General features: G+C 66.6%; 15 protein-coding genes. 11 read left to right on the top strand and 4 right to left on the bottom strand.

The genetic code is table 11. From position 1 onward, the window contains the following. Nucleotides 1-246 precede the first annotated feature (246 nt). Nucleotides 247-2,139, top strand: a complete 1,893-nt coding sequence (gene mrdA / locus AC1RMG_RS21905; protein WP_011062421.1) for a penicillin-binding protein 2 — start codon at nt 247-249, stop codon at nt 2,137-2,139. 1 nt (nt 2,140) lies between these two features. On the opposite strand, the gene AC1RMG_RS21900 is transcribed toward mrdA, so the two are convergent. Next, nucleotides 2,141-3,106 carry a LysR family transcriptional regulator gene (locus AC1RMG_RS21900; RefSeq protein ID WP_125063932.1) on the bottom strand — a complete coding sequence of 322 codons (966 nt, stop codon included), beginning with the start codon at nt 3,104-3,106 and terminating at the stop codon, nt 2,141-2,143. 178 nt (nt 3,107-3,284) lie between these two features. Between AC1RMG_RS21900 and AC1RMG_RS21895 the strand changes: the two genes are divergently transcribed. The 7 genes from AC1RMG_RS21895 (at nt 3,285) to qhpG (ending at nt 12,939) form a co-directional block, all read left to right on the top strand. Further along, on the top strand, nt 3,285-4,598 hold the full coding sequence (locus tag AC1RMG_RS21895; RefSeq protein WP_493170249.1) for an MFS transporter: 1,314 nt from the start codon (nt 3,285-3,287) through the stop codon (nt 4,596-4,598). Nucleotides 4,599-4,617: 19 nt separating this feature from the next. Next, a complete protein-coding gene (locus tag AC1RMG_RS21890) occupies nt 4,618-5,847 on the top strand; it encodes a Zn-dependent hydrolase (RefSeq protein ID WP_041752774.1) in 1,230 nt (409 codons plus the stop codon). A 10-nt stretch (nt 5,848-5,857) separates the two neighbouring features. Next, nucleotides 5,858-6,883 (top strand): histone deacetylase family protein, encoded by a 1,026-nt coding sequence (locus AC1RMG_RS21885; protein ID WP_015636457.1) that lies wholly within the window; start codon nt 5,858-5,860, stop codon nt 6,881-6,883. A gap of 456 nt (nt 6,884-7,339) precedes the next feature. After that, nucleotides 7,340-9,244: a sigma-54-dependent Fis family transcriptional regulator gene (locus AC1RMG_RS21880; protein WP_015636456.1), complete on the top strand. Its 1,905-nt coding sequence runs from the start codon at nt 7,340-7,342 to the stop codon at nt 9,242-9,244. Next, nucleotides 9,244-10,962 (top strand): ABC transporter ATP-binding protein, encoded by a 1,719-nt coding sequence (locus AC1RMG_RS21875; RefSeq protein WP_019094086.1) that lies wholly within the window; start codon nt 9,244-9,246, stop codon nt 10,960-10,962. The genes AC1RMG_RS21880 and AC1RMG_RS21875 overlap by 1 nt, the downstream gene beginning before the upstream one ends. Then, on the top strand, nt 10,952-11,635 hold the full coding sequence (qhpE, locus tag AC1RMG_RS21870; protein WP_103408298.1) for a subtilisin-like serine protease QhpE: 684 nt from the start codon (nt 10,952-10,954) through the stop codon (nt 11,633-11,635). Before AC1RMG_RS21875 ends, qhpE begins: the two co-directional genes overlap by 11 nt. Then, complete coding sequence (gene qhpG, locus AC1RMG_RS21865; protein ID WP_493170246.1) at nt 11,620-12,939, top strand: flavin-dependent monooxygenase QhpG; 1,320 nt, start codon at nt 11,620-11,622, stop codon at nt 12,937-12,939. The genes qhpE and qhpG overlap by 16 nt, the downstream gene beginning before the upstream one ends. A 137-nt stretch (nt 12,940-13,076) precedes the next feature. Here qhpG and AC1RMG_RS21860 read toward each other — a convergent pair whose 3' ends face one another. The 3 genes from AC1RMG_RS21860 to AC1RMG_RS21850 form a co-directional block, all read right to left on the bottom strand. After that, nucleotides 13,077-14,996, bottom strand: coding sequence for an amidohydrolase (locus AC1RMG_RS21860; RefSeq protein ID WP_493170244.1), 1,920 nt, complete (start codon nt 14,994-14,996; stop codon nt 13,077-13,079). 185 nt (nt 14,997-15,181) lie between these two features. Then, nucleotides 15,182-16,672, bottom strand: a complete 1,491-nt coding sequence (locus tag AC1RMG_RS21855; RefSeq protein ID WP_015636451.1) for an aldehyde dehydrogenase family protein — start codon at nt 16,670-16,672, stop codon at nt 15,182-15,184. Nucleotides 16,673-16,872: 200 nt separating this feature from the next. Continuing rightward, entirely contained in the window at nt 16,873-17,451 is a 579-nt protein-coding gene (locus AC1RMG_RS21850; protein WP_493170242.1) for a DUF4337 domain-containing protein, read from the bottom strand. A 236-nt stretch (nt 17,452-17,687) separates the two neighbouring features. Between AC1RMG_RS21850 and AC1RMG_RS21845 the strand changes: the two genes are divergently transcribed. The 3 genes from AC1RMG_RS21845 to AC1RMG_RS21835 are packed head-to-tail and all read left to right on the top strand — an operon-like array spanning nt 17,688 to nt 21,854. After that, nucleotides 17,688-19,166, top strand: a complete 1,479-nt coding sequence (locus tag AC1RMG_RS21845; RefSeq protein WP_493170241.1) for an efflux transporter outer membrane subunit — start codon at nt 17,688-17,690, stop codon at nt 19,164-19,166. Further along, nucleotides 19,163-20,272, top strand: coding sequence for an HlyD family secretion protein (locus AC1RMG_RS21840; protein ID WP_161467378.1), 1,110 nt, complete (start codon nt 19,163-19,165; stop codon nt 20,270-20,272). The genes AC1RMG_RS21845 and AC1RMG_RS21840 overlap by 4 nt, the downstream gene beginning before the upstream one ends. Then, nucleotides 20,265-21,854, top strand: coding sequence for a DHA2 family efflux MFS transporter permease subunit (locus tag AC1RMG_RS21835; protein WP_011062406.1), 1,590 nt, complete (start codon nt 20,265-20,267; stop codon nt 21,852-21,854). The genes AC1RMG_RS21840 and AC1RMG_RS21835 overlap by 8 nt, the downstream gene beginning before the upstream one ends. Nucleotides 21,855-21,858: the final 4 nt, after the last annotated feature.

Raw genomic sequence — 21,858 nt, 5'->3', positions numbered from 1 at the left:
ATGTGAGAGTAGGTCATCGTCAAGATTAAATTCCGAAACCCCAACTGCACATGCAGTTGGGGTTTTGTTTTTGCGCGTGGAAAAACTTGCGCTATCCAAGTAGCTGCCAAGGCGCCATTGATCAGCCGCGATGGAAATCCCCTCAAAGTCCGTGGGTGGTTTTTGGTATGGTGCAGCTCTTTTTAAAGGACTTGAGTTCATCCGCACGGAACAGCGTCGACCTCTATTCACCGAGAAGCTGTAGCAATGCCCGAAGCGATTCCGATCAAGGACCACGAGAAAGAAAGCCGCCTGGTCAACAAACGGCTGCTGGCCTGTGCCGTATTGGTGGTGGCCATCACCTGCGCCCTGGTGGCGCGGATGTATTTTCTGCAAGTGGTGGAGTTCGACTACCACTCCACCGTTTCCGAGAACAACCGCGTCCATGTGCTGCCGATCACTCCCACCCGGGGGCTGATCTACGATCGCAACGGAGTGGTCCTGGCGGACAACCGCCCCAGCTTCAACCTGACGATCACTCGCGAACGCACCACCGACCTCAAGGGCGAGCTGGACACCGTGGTCGATCTGCTGCACTTGCCCCCGGAAGACCGCACGCTGTTCGACAAGGAGATGAAGCAGGCCCGTCATCCCTTCGTCCCCGTGACCCTGTTCTATGAGCTCACCGAAGAGCAGATCGCCGTGCTCGCGGTCAACGAATACCGGTTGCCCGGCCTGGACGTGGAAGCCCAGTTCGTCCGCCACTATCCCCTGGGCGCACACTTTGCCCACTCCATCGGTTACGTCGGGCGGATCAACGAGAAAGAAGCCAAGACCCTGGACTCGGTGGAGTACCGTGGCACCCAATCCATCGGCAAGACCGGCATCGAGAAATTCTACGAAGCCGAACTGCACGGTCATGTCGGCTATGAGGAAGTAGAAACCAACGCCCAGGGCCGGGTGATGAGAGTGCTCAAGCACACCGATCCGATCCCCGGGAAGAGCATCGTCCTGAGCCTGGACATCAAGCTCCAGGAAGCCGCTGAGGAGGCCCTGGGCGATCGCCGTGGTTCCGTGGTGGCCCTGGACCCGGCCACCGGCGAAGTCCTGGCCATGGTCAGCAAGCCAAGTTTCGACCCCAACCTGTTCGTCACCGGCATCAGCTTCAAGGAATACGCTGCGCTGCACGACTCCATCGACCGGCCCCTGTTCAACCGAGTGCTGCGGGGCCTCTACGCGCCGGGCTCCACCATCAAGCCGGAAGTGGCGATTGCCGGCCTCGATAGCGGCGTGGTTACCGCTTCGACCCGGGTCTTCGATCCGGGCTATTACCAACTGCCGGACTTCGACCACAAGTACCGCAACTGGAACCACAGCGGCGATGGCTGGGTGGACATGGACGCAGCGATCATGCGTTCCAACGACACCTACTTCTATGACCTGGCGCACAAGCTCGGCATCGACCGCCTGCACGACTACATGGCGATGTTCGGTCTGGGCGAGAAGGTCTCTCTGGACATGTTCGAAGAGTCTCCCGGCCTGATGCCCTCCCAGGCCTGGAAACGCGCCACCCGTCGCCAGCCCTGGTTCCCGGGGGAAACCGTGATCCTCGGCATCGGCCAGGGCTATATGCAAGTCACGCCGCTGCAATTGGCCCAGGCCACCGCACTGATTGCCAACAAGGGCGTGTGGAACCGTCCGCACCTGGCCAAGACCATCGACGGCGTGGCCCCGGTGGACGAGCATCCGATGCCCAACATCCTGCTGAAGAATCCCCGTGACTGGGATCAGGTCAACCACGGCATGCAGATGGTGATGCACGATCCCCGCGGTATCGCCCGCGCCGCGGCAGCCGGGGCGCAGTACCGCATCGCCGGCAAGAGTGGTACGGCCCAGGTGGTGGCGATCAAGCAGGGCGAGCGCTATGACCGTCTCAAGACCCGCGAGCGCAACCGTGACAACGCCCTGTTCGTGGGCTTCGCCCCGGCGGAGCATCCACAGATCGTGATTTCGGTGATGATCGAGAACGGCGAAGCCGGTGGTCGGGTGGCCGGCCCCGTGGTGCGGCAGATCATGGACGCCTGGCTACTGGACCAGAACGGCCACCTCAAGCCGCAGTACGCCGCCCCGGCCAAGGCCCCTGGCGATCCCCACGTCTGAATCATTTCAACATCAGGCTACCCGGCACCGGCTCATGCTGACTGAGCATGTGCTGGATGCTCTGCAGAAACAGTACCTCGGCCCGGCTCATGCGCTGCTCGCGGTTCCACAGCAGGTGAATGTCGACATCGGCAATGCCTTCGTGTGGCGGCAGGCGCCACAGCAGCCTGGCGTCGACATCGGCGGCCACCACATGCTCCGGCAGGCAGCCGATGCCAAATCCGGCGATCACCAGGCGCCGTACTTCCTCCAGGCTCGGGGATGAGGCGACGATGCGCCCGCTGAAGCCCTGCTGGTCACGGAAGATGGTCAGCGGCGAGAGCATGCCGCCGATCTGGTCGCTGGTGAAACTGACGAAGTTCTCCCGTTGCAGATCGCCCTCGGCCACATCCCCGCGGCCGAACAGCGGGTGGTGCTTGCCGCAGAAAAACGCATAGCGCTGACGCAGGAACAGCCGCTGTTCCAGGCGCGGCTGTGGCCGGCGGTTAAGGCTCAAGCCCAGGGTCGCGGTCTTTTCCTGCAGGGCGCTGACGATATCCGAGCTGCGCATCACTTCCACCTCCAGATCGACCCGCGGGTGCTGACGATGGAAGTCGGCCAGGAAGTCGTCGAAACGTTCGCTGAAGATCCGGCTGATGATCAACAGCCGCACTTTGCCGATCACTTCGTCGGCGGGCTGTTCCAGCATGCTGCTGACCTGGGACATCTGGCCGTAGATCTCTCCGGCCAGTGCGAAAATCTGCTCACCCACTTCGGTCAGGGCAAAGCGTGGGCCGCGCCGGGCAATCAACTGCCGGCCCAGTTGTTCTTCCAGGCGCTTGAGGGCCTGGCTGACCGCCGGCTGGGTCAGGTGCAGGCGCGCCGCTGCACGGCTGATGCTCAGCTCCTGGCCAATCACCCGAAAGGTGCGCAACAGGTTCCAGTCGAGGCGGTCGTTGAGCAGGCGGCGGGCATCGCGGTCGGACATGGCAGGGGCTCTGGTGCGGGCGGTAGCGGAATAATAAGCCAGGATAATAATCGAGATAACCAATAGAAAATTGACTAATTATCCCCCGGAACGGATAAATCCACCCCAGACAGGTGCCAGCAGAAGCCCCTGCGCCCGACCCTTCCTCCTGCCAAAAAAATAATCAAGGGAGCCAACCATGAAGCCTTCCGCTTCGCCTCAGCCTCGCCGGGCTGCGGCCGCCGCCTTTATCGGCACCATGATCGAATGGTACGACTTCTACATCTACGCCACCGCCGCGGCGCTGGTGTTCGGAGCCTTGTTCTTCCCCTCCGACGACAAGCTGTTCAGCACCATGGCCGCCTTCGGCACCTTTGCCGTGGGCTTCTTCGCCCGACCTTTGGGGGGCATCATCTTTGGCCATATCGGCGACCGCATCGGCCGCAAGAAATCCCTGGTCATCACCCTGCTGATGATGGGCGTGGTCACGGTCTGCATCGGCCTGCTGCCAACTTATGCACAGATCGGTGCCCTGGCGCCGGTGCTGCTGATCCTGCTGCGCATCGTCCAGGGCATTGCCGTGGGCGGTGAGTGGGGCGGGGCGGTGTTGATGGCCGGCGAGCACGCGCCCAAGGGCCGGCGCAACTTCTTCGCGTCTTTCGCCCAGCTGGGCAGCCCGGCGGGGCTGATCCTTTCGCTGCTGGCCTTCAGCGCCGTGACCCGCCTGCCCGAGGACGCCCTGATGAGCTGGGGCTGGCGCCTGCCGTTCCTGGCCAGTGCGCTGTTGCTGCTGGTGGGCCTGGCGATTCGCCTGGGGGTCAACGAGTCGCCGGAGTTCCTCGCCAGTCGCGAGCTGGCGGCCAGGTCGCTACGCAAGGAGCAGGCTCCGGTAATGGAGGTGCTGCGCACCGCCTGGCGTCCCTTGCTGCTGTGCATCGGCGCCAACACCCTGGGGATTGCCGGGGTGTATTTCACCAACACCTTCATGATTGCCTACACCACCCAGCAGTTGGAGATACCCCGTTCACTGATCCTTGAATGCCTGTTCGTGGTGGCGCTCATCCAGTTCTGCATCCAGCCCCTGGCCGCCTGGACCGCCGAGAAAATCGGTGCCACGCGCTTTCTCTGCCTGGTGTCGCTGTTGGCCATGGCCTCGCCCTATCCGATGTTCGTGCTGGTGAGTTCCGGGCAGGCGCCGCTGATGATCCTCGGCATCGCCCTGGCGGTGGTGTGCATGGCTTCCTTCTATGCGGTGATCGCCGGTTACGTCAGCGGCATGTTCGAGACCCGGGTGCGCTACACCGCGATCTCCCTGGCCTATCAGGTCTGCGGTGCCCTGGCCGGCGGCCTGACCCCGCTGATCGGCACCTGGCTGGCCCATCGGTTTATTGGCCAATGGTGGCCGATGGCGGTGTTCTACAGCCTGATCGCTGCCGTTTCGCTGATCTGCGTGCAGGCCCTGGCACGCCGGCACGCTCACGCCCATCGCCTGGAAATGGCATCCCACGCCTGATTGTCTGGAGAATCTGAAGATGTTGAAAATCAATGGCCAGCGCCTCTGGGCGAGCCTGATGGCCATGGCCGAAATCGGTGCCACGGCCCGTGGCGGCAGCTGCCGCCTGGCCTTGAGCGATGAAGACCGGGCCGGTCGCGAACTGTTTGCCCACTGGTGCACCGAGGCCGGCATGAGCCTGAGCGTCGACCCCATTGGCAACCTGTTTGCCCGGCGCCCAGGTAGCGACCCGGACGCTGCCCCGGTAATGATGGGCAGCCATCTGGACACCCAGCCCGAAGGCGGGCGCTTTGATGGGGTCTACGGTGTGCTGGCCGGATTGGAAGTGGTACGCACGCTCAATGACCTCGGGATCCAGACCCGCAAGCCCCTGGAAGTGGCGGTCTGGACCAACGAGGAGGGCGCGCGTTTCACCCCGGCGATGTTCGGCTCGGCGGTGTTCACCGGGGTCATGGCCCTGGACGCCGCCCTGGCGGTGCGTGACGCCGATGGCATCAGCGTCGCCCAGGCACTGCAGCGCACCGGTTATGCCGGCAGCCGGCCCCTGGGCGCAGCGGTGGATGCCTACTTCGAAGCCCATATCGAACAGGGCCCGATCCTTGAAGACAACGCCAAGAGCATCGGCGTGGTCAGCGGCGGCCAGGCCATCCGCTGGCTCGATGTGCAGGTCGAAGGCCTGGCGGCCCACGCCGGCACCACGCCGATGCCGCTACGCAAGGATGCGCTGTACGGCGCGGCGCAGATGATTCTTGCAGTGGAGCAGTTGGCAGCGGATTTTGCCCCCCAGGGCCTGACCACCGTGGGTGAGCTGAGCATCGCCAAGTCGTCGCGCAATACCATTCCCGGCCTGTTGAGCTTCACCGTCGACCTGCGCCACCACCAGGATCGGCAGATCGCCGCCATGGAGCAGCAGGTCGAGGAACGCCTGCAGGCCATCGCCGGCCAGCGCGGGCTCAAGGTCAGTATCAGCCGGCACTGGGTCAGCCCGGCCACGCCATTTGATGCCGAGTGCGTGGCGGCGGTGCAGCAGGCGGTGGATGGCCTGGGCTACCCTCAGCAGTCCATCGTCAGCGGCGCTGGCCACGACGCCATCTTGCTGGCCCGCTATTGCCCGACGGCCATGGTGTTCATTCCCTGTGTCGGTGGCCTGAGCCACAACGAAGCCGAAGACGTGTTGCCCGAGGACGTGCGCCAGGGCGCCGATGTATTGCTTAACGCCGTGCTGGCCCGTGCTGGCCAGGTTGAATAAGGAGAAGGTCATGCGCAGTTTTTTCCACCCCGAACAGTTGCTCCACCATCCACGCAGCTACTACTCGCGCGGTCAGATGCGCATACCCCAGGAGGTTCCGGAGCGCGCCCAGCGCCTGGTGCAGGCCGCACACTCCCTGGGTTTTGCCGTCGAACAGCCACGGGATGCCGGGATGGCACCGTTGCTGGCGGTACACGGCGCGCCGTACTTGGCGTTCCTGCAGGATGCGCACCAGGGCTGGAAGGACATCCCCGAAGACTGGGGCGATGAGGTGATGTCCAACATCTTCGTGCGTGAGCCCAATGCCCTGCGCGGGGTCCTGGCCCAGGCCGCGTGCTACCTGGCCGACGGCAGTTGCCCGGTGGGTGAGTCGACTTGGCGTGCAGCCTACTGGTCGGCGCAAAGTGCCGTCGCCGGGGCCCAGGCGTTGCTCGACGGTGAGCCGGCGGCCTACGCTCTGTGCCGCCCGCCGGGCCACCACGCCCGGTCCGAGGCGGCCGGGGGCTTCTGCTACCTGAACAATGCGGCGATCGCCGCCCAGGTCCTGCGGGACAAGTACGCCCGGGTGGCGGTGCTGGACACCGACATGCACCACGGCCAGGGCATCCAGGAAATCTTCTACGAGCGCGCCGATGTGCTGTATGTCTCGGTGCACGGCGACCCGACCAACTTCTACCCGGGGGTGGCCGGGTTCGCCGAAGAGCGTGGCGCCGGGGCGGGGGAGGGCTACAACCTCAACCTGCCGATGGCCCATGGCGCCAGCGAAGGGGATTTCCTCGCCCGTCTGGAACAGGCCCTGGTGGCGGTGAAGGCGTTCGATGCCGAGGTGCTGGTGCTGTCTTTGGGGTTCGATATCTATGAACTCGACCCGCAGAGCAAGGTGGCAGTGACCCGGGACGGCTTCGCCATCCTTGGCCAGCGAATCCGCAGCCTGGGCCTGCCGTGCCTGATCGTCCAGGAAGGCGGCTATCACCTGGAAAGCCTGGAAGACAACGCCCGCGCCTTCTTCGCCGATTCGGGCGCCTGGGCCCTGTAGGCACCAACAGCCCTGCCCGCTCGCAGGAGCCGGCTTGCCCGCGAAAGGGGCCTCACGCCTTGCACCCGACTAAAGGCCCTCGTTCGCTGGCAAGCCAGCTCCTGCACAAGCTGGCATGCATTGGTCTTAGGAGCAGGCCTGCCGGCGAAGGGGTCTTAAGCCCTGTGCTCGTCTCGGGGCCCTCTTCGCTGGCAGGCCAGGGCCAACGGGAGGGGGCGTGCGGTACTTGCCATTTGCTTTACGTTAACGTCAAGATGCTCGAGCGCCCGTTCCACTGGCGCAGGTTTTGCTTGATCTCCAATGACAGGGTAAGCAATTCAGGGCTGCCCGATGATCCGGGCGAAGCCCCTTTACTGCCCCCTGAACCCGGTGTAGACATTGACCACGGCTTGCGTGCTTCGCGCAATCCAAGGGAGTGGAGCGGGATGCAGCGGGCGGACCGATTCGGAGCGCTTGATGACTCTTATAAAAACAATAAAGGGTGAGCAGCAACACGAAGCCCGGCTGGCCCGGGAACGGCTGCACCTGGAAGGCCAGATCCCCGACGGGGTTCTGCGTGCGGAAATCGATGCCTCATGGCGGCGCAGCCTCAGCCATGGCGTGCACTTTGGCAGCCAGCACCAACTGACCCTGGAATCCAGCGCCAGCCTCGAAGTGCTGCTGGCCAGCAACCGCCTGTTGCTGGACGCGGCGATCCCGGCCATCGACTACCTGAGCCAGCATCAGGGCAAGGACGGGATGATCATCCTGGCCAATGCCGACGCCACCATCCTGGCCATCGAAGGCCGCGCCGACCGTCTCAAGGACAGCGGCGTGCAGGACATCACCCTTGGCGCCTGCTGGAGCGAAGCCACCCGCGGCACCAACGCCCTGGGCACGGCCCTGGTGGAGGCCCGGCCGACCCTGATCGACTGCGGCGAGCACTACCTGGACCGTCTCAGCCATTTCTCCTGCACCTCGGTGCCCATCCAGTGCCCCCAGGGCGAGATTCTCGGGGTGCTCGACCTGACCCGCGAAGGCCCCCTGGGCCGGGCCCAGGACAGCACCGCGCTGCTGGCCATGGCAGTCAGCCAGATCGAAGCCCGGGTGTTCCATGCCACCTACCCGGAGCAGATCGTCCTGGCCTTCCACAGCCGCCGGCAATACCTCGAATCACCGTGGCAGGGGCTGCTGGCCCTGAGCCTGGGCGGGCAGATTCTCGCGGTCAGCGGCCAGGCCTGCCAGTTGCTCAACACCCCGCGCGCAGCCCTGGTGGGCCGGCGCTGCGAAGAGTTCCTCGGGGTCGATGGCCTGCAACTGCTCGCACGCCTGCAACAGGGCGCCGTGGGCAGCCTGCAAACCGCCAAGGGCGAGCTGTTCTACAAGGCCCTGCGGGCGCCGCAGCCAGCGCTCAACCTGCACCGCGCGCCACGCAGCGCTCCGAAAGCCGCAGCCATGCCCCAGGACCTGGAGGCCCTGGCCGGGGGCAACAGCCGTTACGCCCGCACCTTGCGCATGGCCCGTCAGGGCCTGGCCAATGACCTGCCGGTGTTGCTACTGGGCGAAACCGGCACCGGCAAGGAAGTCCTGGCCCGGGCCCTGCACCGCGCCGGCAGCCGCGCCGAGAAACCCTTTGTCGCGGTCAACTGCGCGGCGATCCCCGAAGGCCTGATCGAGTCGGAACTGTTCGGCTACCGCGAAGGCGCCTTCACCGGCTCGCGTCGTGGCGGCATGATCGGGCGCCTGCAACAGGCCCACGGTGGCACCCTGTTCCTCGATGAGATCGGCGACATGCCCCTGGCCCTGCAAGCCCGCCTGCTGCGCGTGCTGCAGGACCGCAAGGTGGCGCCCCTGGGGGCCGGCGAAGAACAGGACATCGACATCGCCCTGATCTGCGCCACCCACCGCGACCTCAAGCAGCAGGTGCAGGACAAGGCTTTTCGCGAAGACCTGTTCTACCGGGTCAACGGCATCAGCGTGCTGTTGCCGGCCCTGCGCGAACGCGAAGACCTGCAGCCCCTGGTGGACAGCTTGCTGGCCAAGCTCGGTGGCGCCCAGGTGAGCCTCAGCGATGAGCTGCGTCGGCTGCTGGCGGACTACCACTGGCCGGGCAATATCCGCCAGCTGGAGATGGTCCTGCGCACAGCCCTGGCCCTGCGCGAAGACGGTGAGTGCCACATCGGCCTGGAGCACCTGCCCGACAGCATGCTCGATGACCTCAATGCCAGTGCCCGACCGCAGACCGGGAGCATCCGCGAGAACGAGCTGGAGCTGATCCGCAGTGCCCTGGACAACCACCAGGGCAATGTCTCGGCGGCAGCGGACGCCCTGGGCATCAGCCGCGCGACCCTGTACCGCAAGCTCAAACAGTTGCGCGCCTGATGCGGCGCCTGATCACCCGGCTGGTGGACAGCCGCGACCCCCAGGCCCTGAGTGCCGCCCTGGGCTGGCTCTACAGTTTCGTGCGGCCCCACCGGCTGGCCATCGGCGGCCTGCTGGGGCTGTCGGTGTGCGCTTCCCTGCTGGTGCTGGTGCAGCCCTGGCTGACCAAGCTGCTGATCGACGACGGCCTGCTGGCCCGGGACTTCCCGCGGCTGGTGCTGATCGCCGCGCTGATGATCGGTGCCGGGCTGCTGGGCACCGTGCTCTCCGGGGTCAACCGCTACCTGCACACGCGCTTGTCCGGGCGCATCCTGTTCGCCCTGCGCGACGACCTCTATCGGCATCTGCAGCGCCTGTCGCCGAGCTTCTACGGCCAGCGGCGGATCGGCGACCTGATGTCGCGCCTGGATGGCGATGTGGCGGAGATCCAGCGCTTTGCCGTGGATTCATTGTTCTCCGCCGTGTCCAGCGTGATCGGTCTTGTCGTCGCCCTGGCCATGCTCCTGACCCTGTCCTGGCAACTGTCGCTGCTGGCCCTGGTGCTGATCCCCCTGGACGTGCTCTGGCTGCGCTGGATGCGGCGCAAGGTGGAGCGCGATGTGCGCCAGTTGCGCGAGCGTTCGGCGGACATGTCCTCGTTCATGGTGGAAACCCTGCCGGTGATGAAGTTCATCCAGAGCGCCGGCCAGCAGCAGCGCGAGGCCCGGCGCCTGGATGGCCTTGGCCAGGGCTACCTGCAACAGCTGCTGAAACTGCAAGTCACCGAGTTCTTCACCCAGGCGGTGCCCGGTACCCTGACCTCGTTGTCCCGGGCCTGCGCCTTCCTGATCGGCGGCTACTGGGTGGTACAGGGCACCTGGCAACTGGGGGCGCTGATTGCCTTTTCCACCTACCTGGGCATGGCGGTGGGCCCGGTGCAGAGCCTGTTGGGCCTGTATGTGGCGATCCAGCGCATGACCGTGAGCCTGGGCCGGGTCATGGAGCTGCGTGGCGAGGAACCGGGCATCAGCAACCCCGAGGCGCCGCTGCCGGTGCCGGAGCAGGGCGAGCTGCATTTTCACGCAGTGCACTTTTGCCACCCGGGCCGCGGCTCGACCCTGCAGGGCATCGAGGCGCGTATTCCCTACGGCCGCAAAGTGGCCCTCAGCGGCACCTCGGGCGCAGGCAAAAGCACGCTCATCGACCTGTTGCAGCGCCATCACGACCCGCAGTCCGGGCAGGTGCTGCTGGGCGGCGTCGACCTGCGCCAGCTGGACCTGGCGCAGTTGCGCCGGCGGGTGGCGGTGGTCAGCCAGGATATCGTGCTGTTTCGCGGCAGCCTGGCGGACAACCTGGCCTACAGCGTGCCCGATGCCAGCCGCGAAGCCGTGGCCGAAGTGGCGCGGCTGGCGCAGTTGCAAGGGCTGATCGAGTCCCTGCCCGAAGGCCTGGACAGCCCCCTGGGGGAGCGCGGCCAGCAATTGTCCGGCGGCCAGAAACAACGCATCGCCATCGCCCGCGCATTGCTCCAGGACCCGATGATCCTGGTGCTGGACGAAGCCACTTCGGCGGTGGACGAGGCCACCGAGCGCGAGGTGATCGAGGCCATCGACCACCTGTTCGCCGGGCGCACGCGGATCCTCATCAGCCACCGACCCTCGACCCTGGCCGATGCCGAACTGCGCTTCGAATTGCGCGATGGCGTACTGCATGCGCTGGAGGTGGCCCATGAAGCCTGAGCTGCGCGTCGGCGTGATCGACAGCGGCCATGCCGCCCATCAGCGGGTGGCGGGCGGACGACGCTTCTTCCTGCAGCCCGAAGGGATAGGCCAGGGCCCCTTGCAGGAAGACGCCCTGGGCCATGGCAGCGCGATCATCGAGGCCATCGGCCAGCGCGCGCCGACGGCGCAGGTTTATGTGGCCCAGGTGTTCGACCGGCGCGCAGTCACCAGCGCCGCGCAAGTCAGCGCCGCGCTGCACTGGTTGCTTGCGCAGGACGTGCGCCTGATCAACCTGAGCCTGGGCCTGCGCCAGGATCGCGACCTGCTGCGCCAGGCCTGTGCCGCGGCCGAGGCCCGCGGGGTGCTGTTGTGCGCATCCAGCCCGGCCCAGGGCGAGGCGGTGTTTCCGGCCAGTTACCCCGGGGTGCTGCGCGTCACCGGCGATGCGCGATGCAGCGCGCAGCAGTGGTCATGGCTGAACACCGCCCAGGCTGATTTCGCCGCCTGCGTGCGCGGCAGCAGCCCGGGGCAATCCGGCGCCAGCCTGGGGTGCGCGGCCCTGAGCGGGCATATCGCGGCCTACCTGTGTGCCCACCCGCAAGCCGACAAGGCACAGGTCCGGCAGTGGCTGCAGGACAACGCCCACTACCAGGGGCCGGAACGCCGGCAACAGCCATGCACACCATCCTGATCCTCGGCGCGGGGCCGGCCGGGGCCGCAGTGGCCCTGGGGCTGCGCCGCCTCGGCTACCCGGTGACCCTGGTCAGCGACTGGCGACGCTTTCCGGCCCTGGAAGGGGTCTCGCTGCGGGTGCTTGAAGCCTTGCGCGGTGCCGGCCTGGAACAGGCGCTGGCCCAGGCCCTGCAACCGTCCCAGCGGCAGGTGGCATGGAACGGTACAGAACATGCGCAGAATATCGAATACCTGCTGGATCGCCCGGCCTTCGACCGCGGCCTGCGGGAGGCCTTGCGCGAAGCGCAGGTCAAGCTGATCGAGGGCCGGGTGCTGGGGGTGCAGTCCAGCGAGGCCGGGCATCGGGTCCAGGTGCAAGGGCAGGGCGAGATGCGCGGCGAGTTCCTGGTGGAGGCCCGTGGCCGGCAGGCGCCGGTGCTGGACAAAGCCTTGCGCCAGGGGGGCGGCAAGGGCCTGCGCGGCCCGGAAACCGTCAGCCTGCTCAACCGCTGGCAGGGCCCTGGCGGCAGCGCCGCCAGCGCGGTGCACAGCCTGGAGGACGGCTGGGCCTGGATGGCCCGGCGCGAGGACGGCCAGTGCTACTGGCAGCTGACCCTGGATGTGGAGAGCGCCGGGCTGCCGGGCAAGGCGCAGTTGCTGGAGTACTGTCGCCAGCGCCGCCTGGGCTCGGCCATGGCCCGGGAATTCTTTGCCGGTGGCCAGGAGCAGCAATTGCACCTGCATGCCCGCAGCAGCACGGCGATCCTCAACCCCCAGGCCTGTGGCGCGAACTGGCTGCGGGTCGGCGATGCAGCCATGGCCGTGGACCCTTTATCCGGCAACGGCATTTTCCAATCCCTGTCCTCGGCGTTGCAGGCCCCGGCGGTGATCAACACCCTGTTGCAGCAGCCGCAACGTGCAGCGCTGGCGCAGCGTTTTCACGGGCAGCGGGTGGAACAGTTGTTCCTGCGTTTTGCGCGCATCGGCCGGGACTTCTACGCCGACGAGCAGCGCTGGCCCGAGCAGCCGTTCTGGCAGGCCCGCCGGCAGTGGCCGGATTGCCAGCCGGCGCACCGTGCCGTGGACTTTTCGGCCTTGCGCATCGAGCGCGCCCCGGTGCTGCGCGACGGCCTGGTGGATGAAGCCGAAGTGGTGATTACCCCGGACCAGCCCCTGGGCATCTGGCATGTACAGGGCGTGGAACTGGCGCCGCTGTTGCGCCGTTTGCGCAGCCAGGGGGCGGCCCAGGCCCTGGCGCAACTGAGCCCGGACCAGAATCGGCTGATACGCAGCTGGTTGCTGGCCCAAGGCTACCGTCCCTGAACGGGGATCGTAGGAGCGAGCTTGCTCGCGAACCGCGCAGCGGCCATCCACCGGAGTGAACCTGCGGTCTTTTTCGCCGGCAAGCCGGCTCCTACAGGGGGCACCGGGAGCTGGCGCAGCCCCCGGGCTTGCACTGGTCAGCTACGGGGGTTGAGGTACACCCGCTGGCCGCCTTTCCAGGTTTCGCAGACCTTGATGTCGCGAATCCGGGTGGCCGGGAACTTCTCGTCCAGTGGGTCCTGCTCGAGGATCACGAAGTCGGCGAAGTTCTGGTCCTGCAGGGAGCCGGTCCAGGCCTCGGCATGGCACTGCCAGGCAGCGTCGTAGGTGATGGCTTTCAGCGCCTGCTTGCGGGTCAGGCACTGGCCCTCATTGAGGATGGGTTGCAGGCGCGGGTCATGGACGAACTGGTTGTCATGATTGCGGATGCCTTCCATCTTGCGGGTCACCGCCTGCTCCATCGAACGCAGGGGGCCCAGTGGGGTCACCGAATAGTCGCTGTGCAGGGAAATCCGCAGCTCGTGGTCCAGGGCCGACTTGCAGAGGTCGAGCATGTTGTGTGCCTTCTTTTCGAAAATGGCTTTATCGAAGGCGTAGCCCCAGTAGCCGACATGGCCAATCAAAAAGCTCGGTGACAGGCCCAGGCGCTGCATGGTTTCCAGGGTGCTTTTGCTCAGCAGCGAGCAGTGTTCGATGCGGTGGCGCTTGTCCAGGCCGCTCTGGCCCTGCAGGGCCAGGTCATAGGCCTGCAGAGTGAATTCGATGGCCTGGTCGCCGTTGGCATGGATCATCAGCGGCCAGCCTTTTTTCACCGCCGCGTGGATAAATTCCTGGTATTTGACCGGGAGTGTTTTCGGGGTGTCCTCGCCCTTGTCGCACAGATTGAAGTTGCCCACCGGGCGGTCTGTCTCGCAGCAGTAGGGCGCGACCTGATAGCCGGTCAACCCCTGGTTGGATCCGTCCGAGATCACCTTGATCGAGCCCTGATACATGTGCCTGGCCTCTTCCCGCGTGGCCGGCCGATATGCCGGCAGCAGCTTGAGGGCTTCGAGCGAGTTGTTGCAGGCGGCGGCGTAGCCGATCCGCAGCGTTCTGGGGTGGGACAGGAAGTAGGCGTTCAATACCAGCTTCGACAAGGGGTCCATCATCGCGTCGTACAGCAGGGTGATCCCGCGGCTGGCCGCGGTGGCGAAGAAGGTGTCCAGGCGCTCGAAGATCTTCAGCATTGCAAGCTTCTGCCTGGCGGGAATCGACAGGATCCCGGCCACTATCTGGGTTTCCTGCAGCACGCCGTTCTCGACCATGACCCCGGTTCTTTCATGCACCAGATCCCGGGCCGCCGTGTTCATGTAGGCGGTGTGCATGGAGGCGCTGATCAGCAGCATCGGCCGCTTGGCCTCGATGGTGTCCAGGTAGCCCTCTTCGGGCGTGTCGCCACATTGCAGGGTAATGAGTTGGTTCAGGCCGCCCGGCACCACCTTGAACGGCATCAGCGCCGGATCAACCAGGTGCCCGAGGACCCAGCTCGTGCTGTCATCGGGGAGGTTGTTCTGGATGGTTTCCTTCAGCCAGCCCCAGGTATAGAGCGGCCGCAGGCGCTGGCTGTTTTTCTCTGGCGCCTGCTGGCTATCGCCGTCGTCGGGCTCGATGGCGCCCAGGTTCAGCCAGCCATCCATGGCGCAGCTCTGCACGATGTGGGCGTGGGGCTCGACCAGGCCGGGCAGCAGGGTCTTGCCGTGCAGCGACTGCTTCTTGTAGTCGATGCCCAGGGCCTGCATGCGGGCTTCGACGGCGGCCAGAGTGCCCGCGGCGACCACGTCGCCGGCATGGATGCCCAGGGCTTCGACCCGCTCATCCATGTTGCCGTCGCGCAAGGGGTAGATGATGCCGTCATGAAACACCAGGGACTCGCCGTTCGCGTCCCTGGCCGGGCCCTGTGCTGCGTTGGGGTGGCTGGCGATATAGCTGGCGGGGTCGAGGGTGTCTTTCAAGGCTTCCCAGACGGGGTTGTGGCAGCCGCACTGGATGAAATCGTGATCATTTCCATTTGATCCCATGATGCATTCCTCGGGTTTTCGGTGGTGATGAGGCGTTGTGGGGGGATGAGCCCAGGCTCTTCAAACGAGGTGGCCAGCCGGCTCGGGCTGAGCGTAGCAGTGCTTTGCACGGCGAACAGGGCGGTCGTCGGGGGGCGCCGGACCCCCTCCGGCGCCCCGGGCGGGGCGGTTGGTGCGGGGGCGGATCAGAGCTTGATCAGCACTGATTTCAACTCGGTGTAGTGCTCGATGGCCGCGTGGCCCATTTCCCGGCCAAGCCCGGACATCTTGTAGCCGCCAAACGGCAGCGCCGGGTCCAGGGCACTGTGGCAGTTGACCCACACCGAACCGGACTTGATCCGCGGAATCATCCGGTGCACCGCCGCCAGGTCGTTGGACCAGATGCTCGCGCCCAGGCCGTAGGGGCTGTCGTTGGCCATGCGCAGGGCGTCGGCCTCATCGTCGAAAGGAATGGCCACCAGCACCGGGCCGAAGATCTCTTCCTGCACCAGCGAATGCTTCTGGTCCACATCCACTATCACCGTCGGCTTGACGAAATACCCCGGGCCGAACTGTTCGCCGCCGCAGGCGATGGTGGCGCCGCTTTCGCGACCCATCTCGATGTAGCGATAGACCCGCTCCTGCTGGCGCGCGGAAATCAGCGGGCCCATCTCGACGCTGGCGTCCAGGCCATTGCCCAGCTTCATGGCATTGGCGATGCCGGCGATGTCGGCTACCACCTTGTCGAAATGCTTGCGCTGCACATACAGCCGGGAACCGGCGCAGCACACCTGGCCCTGGTTGAAGAAGATCGCGCTGGCAGCCCCGGCCGCGGCGCTGGCCAGATCGGCGTCGGCCATGACGATGGTTGGCGACTTGCCCCCCAGTTCCAGGGTTACCCGGGTCATGGAGTCCATGGCGATCTTGCCGATTTCCTTGCCCACGGCGGTGGAGCCGGTGAAGGTCAGCTTGTCCACCAGGGGGTTGCGGGTCAGGGCGCTGCCGGCGGTGATGCCGGTGCCGGTGACTACGTTGAACACGCCGTCGGGGTAGCCGGCTTCCTGCACCAGCTCGGCCAGTTTCAGGGCGCTGAGTGGCGTTTCATCGGCGGGCTTGAGCACCAGGGTGCAACCGGTGGCCAGGGCCGGGCCGAGTTTCCAGCAGGCCAGCAGCAGCGGGAAGTTCCAGGCGACGATGGCGCCGACCACGCCCACGGCTTCGCGGCGGATGAAGCTGTGGAACTGATCGTCAGGCATCAGGGGCAGCGAGACCTCGACGCTTGAACCCTCGATCTTGGTCGCCCAGCCGGCCATGTAGCGCAAGAAATCGATGGACAGTTGCACGTCCATGGCCTGGGCCACGGCGGCGCTCTTGCCATTGTTCAGGCATTCCAGCTGGGCCAGCAGTTCGGCGTCGCGCTGCATCAGGTCGGCGAGTTTCCACAGCAGGTTCTGCCGCTCCCGGGGGCGGGTGCGGGTCCAGGGCGAATCGTCGAAGGCCTGGCGTGCGGCGAGCACTGCGCGATCGACATCGTCCACCGTGGCCCGGGGCACCAGGCACAGCTGTTCGCCGGTGGCGGGGTTGCGCAGGGGCATGGTCTGGCCGTCGCCGGCCTCGGTCCAATGGGCACCGATCAGCATGCGCGGGGCGCGCTGGATAAAGGCCGTGGTAGCGGCGAGCAGTGGGGCAATAGCCATGGCGAAGCCTCTTGTTGTAGGTGAGGCAGGGGCTTTCGCAATGGCTGTGCCAGTTCCACCCAGGCGCCGCGGCCCCGCTATGGCGGGGCCTGGGGCGCAGCACCGGGGCTTGCGCGGCGGCAGTTTTTCGCAAACTGCGACAGCCCGGTGAGATTCAAGAGACGCATCGGCTGGCAGGTTCCGGGGGCCGGCAGGGGGCTCTAGATGTGCAGCCAGGCCAGGGTGCCCAGCAGCACGCTGCCGCCGGCCGCGCCGTAGGCGAGCTTCTTCAGCCATTCCTTGCGGGTCAGCAGGGTGATGGCCGCCATCGAGATGGCGATCTGGATCGCCATCATCGCCTGGGCCCAGCGATGGTGCTGGTGCAGCGCGGCTTCCGATTGCTCGTCCCAGTCCCGGGCCTCGGCTTCCAGGGCCTCGGCCTTGAGGCGCACCGCTTCCTTTTCCTTCTGGTAGCGCTGGGCTTCGATGCCGTAGTGCGCGGCATCGACTCCGGGAATGTGGGTCGCCAGCTCCGCCAGGTTCTGCCGGCTGGACTTGGCCTGGTAGTAGCTCCACTGGTTGGCGGCTTCGGTCTTTTTCATCGCGGCATTGTTCTTGTCCATCGCCGCCAGGCTCTCCGAGGAGCCGGCCTGATAGCTCAGGAGCGCTCCCATGGTGGCCATGATCGCCGTCATCACCGCGATCTTGCTGGCGAAGCGGTCACTGCGCGCGTGGGCTTGTTCGCTCACGTGTTCCAGGTGCTTTTCGTGGGGGCTGGGCACATCGAAGTCTTCGGTCATGGCGATCCGATCGGCTGGGTAGGGGGTGTTTCAAATTGTATCCATGGCCACTGGCGCCAGCAGGGCCAGTGTGAGTTCGTTCAGCTGGCCGACAGCCTGGAGCTGTGGGCCCAGGCCGGAAGGGCCGCGCTTGGGATCAAGGTTGACCATTTCGCGATAATCGAAAAGAAGTTCTCGTTAGACGGTCGCCAGCTGGCCTTTCTAAAGTAGGCGCTTCGAATCCGTGAGTACTTCCCATGCCCATTTACCCGAGGCCTGCATGGGCCCTGTGCGCCCTGTTGGCCGGTTGCACCCTGGGGCCGGAACGGCCGCCCGGCAGCACTGTGCCCCTGCCCGTGAGCCACCTGGACGCAACGGCCGAGCAGGGGCTCGACCAGTGGTGGCAGCTCTACCGTGACCCTGGGCTCAATGCCGCGGTACAGGAAGCCCTGAGCCAGAACCGCGACTTGCGAATGGCTGCGGCCAACCTGCTGCAAGCCCGGGCGCTGCTGCGCGAAACCGATACCCTGCGCCAGCCTTCCACCCAGGTGACGGCCCGCGCCGGCTACGGCAGTACCGCCGACGACCAGTTGGAAGCCGCCTTGCAGGACAGCCAGCACATCCGCACCGGCAGCCGCTATGGGGTCGGCCTGGATGTGCAGTGGGAGGCCGACCTGTTCGGCCGCCTGCACGGCCTGGCCGATGCCGCCCGGGCCGATGCCGAGGCGGCCCGGGCCGCCGAAGATGGCCTGCGGGTGGTGGTGGCCGCGGAAACCACCCGTGCCTGGTTGCAGGCCTGCAGCTATGGCCAGCGCCTGCAGGTGGCGGGCGAGTCCCTGGCGCTGGTGGAGCAGGGCCGCACCCTGAGCGCCCGGTTGTATCAGGCCGGCGCCGCGGTGACCCTGGATGTGGTGCGCGCCGAAGGCCTGGTGGGCCAGGTGCAGGCCAGCCTGCCGCCGCTGCAGGCCGCACGGCAACGGGCCCTGGCCGAACTGGCCGTCTTGCTGGGGCGCCCCCCGGGTGATGCACCGGCGGCGGCCCAGGCTTGTCGCCAGGCCCCGACCCTGGGGTCGCCCATGCCCCAGAGCGATGCCCTGGCCATGTTGCGTCGGCGCCCCGACGTGAGTCAGGCCGAGCGCCGGCTGGCGGCGGCCACGGCGCGCATCGGCGTGGCCCGGGCCGACCTCTATCCAAGGGTCAGCCTGGGGGCCGGGGTCTTCACGTCGGCGCACCACCCCTCGGGTTTCGATGACCGCGACGCGTCGGTCTGGCAACTGGGGCCGCTGTTGTCCTGGAGCTTGCCCAACCTCAATGCCGCCCGCGCCCGCATCGCCCAGGCCAGCGCCGGAGAAAGCGCGGCACTGGCGGATTTCGACCGCAGCATCCTGGCGGCCCTGAAGGAGCAGCAACAGGCCCTGAGCGACTACCAGGCCGCGTTGCAGCGCCAGCAAGCCCTGCACCTGGCAGCCGAACGTGACCACCAGGCCTTGCGCCTGGCCGGGCTAGCCAGGGCCGCCGGTGCCTCCACGGCCCTGGATTACCTCGATGCCCAGCGCACCGATGTACGTACCCGGGCCGCGGCAGCGCAGGCCGATGCCGCCGTCATCGATACCCAGGTGCTGGTGTTCAAGGCCCTGGGCGGCGGCTGGCGCAGCGCGCCGCCGATTGTCCTGCCGCAGCCGAGCCGGGCTGCGGCCAACCCTTTCCCGCGAACCCCCAACGAGCCTCTGCAATGACCCAGACCCCTGTTCCCGCTTCCCCGGCGCAAGCCGTCACCCGCCGTCGCTTACTCGGTTATGCCGGGCTGGCGCTGGTGTTGCTGCTGATTCTGGCCTGGGGCCTGCGCTGGTGGTTCAACGGGCGTTTCCTGGTGGAGACCGACGATGCCTACCTGCGCTCGGACATCGTCACCATCGCGCCCCGGGTCGCCGGCTACCTGGTGGCGGTCGAGGTCCGGGACAACCAGCCGCTCAAGGCTGGCGACCTGCTGGCGCGGATCGACGACAGCGACTACCGGGCCCGGGTCGAACAGGCGGAAGCGGCGCTGCGCGAGGCCCAGGCCGAACAGCGTGCCGGGCAGGCGCGGCTGGCCAATCTGGCCGCCCGCCAGCAACAGCAGCAGAGCCTGATCGCCGAAGCCCAGGCCCGGGTCGGCGCCGCCGAGGCCGAGGCACAACGGGCCGGCCAGGAAGGGCGGCGCCAGCAGCACCTGGCCAGCCAGCAAGTCAGCAGCGTGCAGCAACTGGAAAACGCCGCCGCCCTGGCCCGTCAGGCCGATGCCGCCCTGGGCGCGGCCCGCGCCAGCCTGGCCGCGCGGCGCCAGCAGGTACAGGTGCTCGATACCGAACAGCAAAGCGCCCGGGCGCAACTGGACAAGCTCGAAGCGGGCGTGGCCCGGGTCACGGCCCAGCGGCAACTGGCCCGCATCGATCTGGCTCGCACCTTGATCCGCAGCCCGGTGGACGGTATCGCCGGCCAGCGGCGCCTGCGCCTGGGGCAGTACGTCGAAGTCGGTGCGCCGCTGTTGGCGGTGGTGCCTGAGGACGCCTATGTGGTGGCCAACTACAAGGAAACCCAGGTCGACGGCATGCGGCCCGGGCAAGCGGCGCGGGTCGAGGTCGACGCCCTGGGCGGCCATGTACTGGAGGGACGGGTGGAGAGTTTCGCCCCGGCTTCCGGCGCCGAATTCGCCCTGCTGCCGGCGGACAACGCCACCGGCAACTTCACCAAGATCGTGCAGCGCATGCCGGTGCGCATCCGCCTCGATCCGGGGCAGCCGCGACAGGCGCAGCTGCGCCCCGGGATGTCGGTGGTGGTGACCGTGGACACCCGTCATGACTAGTGCCCAGGCCGTATCGGAAGGCACCGGCGAGGCCGCCGCACAGGCAATCTCCCTGCGCACCTGGGTGGCGGTGCTGGGCAGCGTGGTGGGCTGCTTCATGGCCGGGATGAACGTGCACGTGACCAACGCTTCCCTGCCGGACGTGCGTGGCTCCCTGGGGGCGACTTTCGAGGAGGGGTCGTGGATCACCACCGCCTACCTGGTGGCGGAGATCATCATCATTCCCATGACCGGCTGGCTGGTTTCGGTGTTTTCCATGCGCAGGGTACTGATGGTCGGCACCGCCGGTTTCGTGCTGTTTTCGATCGCCTGTTCCCTGGCGCCGAACATCCACAGCCTGATCTTCGCCCGGGTGCTGCAAGGGGCCTTTGGCGGGGTGCTGATTCCCCTGTCGTTCCAGCTGATTGTCACCGAGCTGCCGGCGGCCCGGCATCCCATGGGCATGGCCCTGTTCGCCGTGGCCAACAATGTCGCCCAGGCCGCGGGACCGTCCCTGGGCGGCTGGCTCACCGATGCCTATTCGTGGCGCTGGATCTTCTACCTGCAAGTGCCGCCGGGGCTGTTGCTGCTGGCGGCCATCGGCTGGTCGGTGCGGCCCCAGCCCATGGTCCTGGCAAAGTTGCGCCAGGGTGACTGGGGCGGCATCGCCAGCATGGCCGTGGGCCTCTCGGCGTTGCAGATCATGCTGGAGGAGGGTGGCCGTTACGACTGGTTCGCCTCAAGCTTCATCAGCCATTGCGCGATCCTGGCCACGGTCGGCCTGCTGGCCTTCGTGGCCATCGAACTGCGTCGCGAGCAGCCGTTGATCAACCTGCGCCTCTTGGGGCGCTACAACTTCGGCATTGCCAGCCTGATGCAATTCACCTTCGGTGCGGTGGTGTTCGGCGTGGTGTTCCTGGTGCCCAACTACTTTGCCCAGATCCACGGCTACAACGCCCGGCAGATCGGCCTGATGATGATTCCCTACGGCCTGATCCAGTTCGTCATGTCGTTCGCCACCCCGCGGCTGATGCGCTGGACCAGCGCCCGCACCATCATCATTGCCGGGTTCGCCATCACTGGCATCGGCTGCCTGATGAACATCCACCTCAACCCCGATGCCTCGGTGAACGTCATCGTGCCCTCGCTGGTGGTGCGTGGTATCGGCCAGTCGCTGGTGGTGGTGGCGCTGGGGGTGATGGCGATCCAGGGGCTGGAAAAGGACCAGGTGGGCTCGGCCTCCGGACTGTTCTCCATGGTGCGTAACGTCGGCGGGGCCATCGGTATCGCGCTGTCCAGCCAGATCGTGGTGGAGCGCGAGAAACTCCACGCCCAGCGCATTGGCGAATCCGTCAGCCTGTTCGCCCAGGCCACCCAGGAGCGCCTGGTGGAACTGGTGCGCCTGCTGGCCCAGGCACCGGTGGAGTACGCAACGGCCCTGCATTCGGCGGCGCTGGCGCCCCTGCGCCAGCAAGCCCTGGGCATGGTGGACAAGGTGCTGCACCGCGACGCCCTGCTGCTGGCCTACAGCGATGCCTTCTTGCTGGCGGGGCTGGCCATGCTGTTGTGCGTGGTGGCCGGTGTGCTGCTGCGCCGGGCCTGAGCCC

It is taken from the genome of Pseudomonas sp. GW822-FHT04H02 (assembly GCF_058800645.1).
This window is presented reverse-complemented; position numbering and strand designations above follow the sequence as displayed.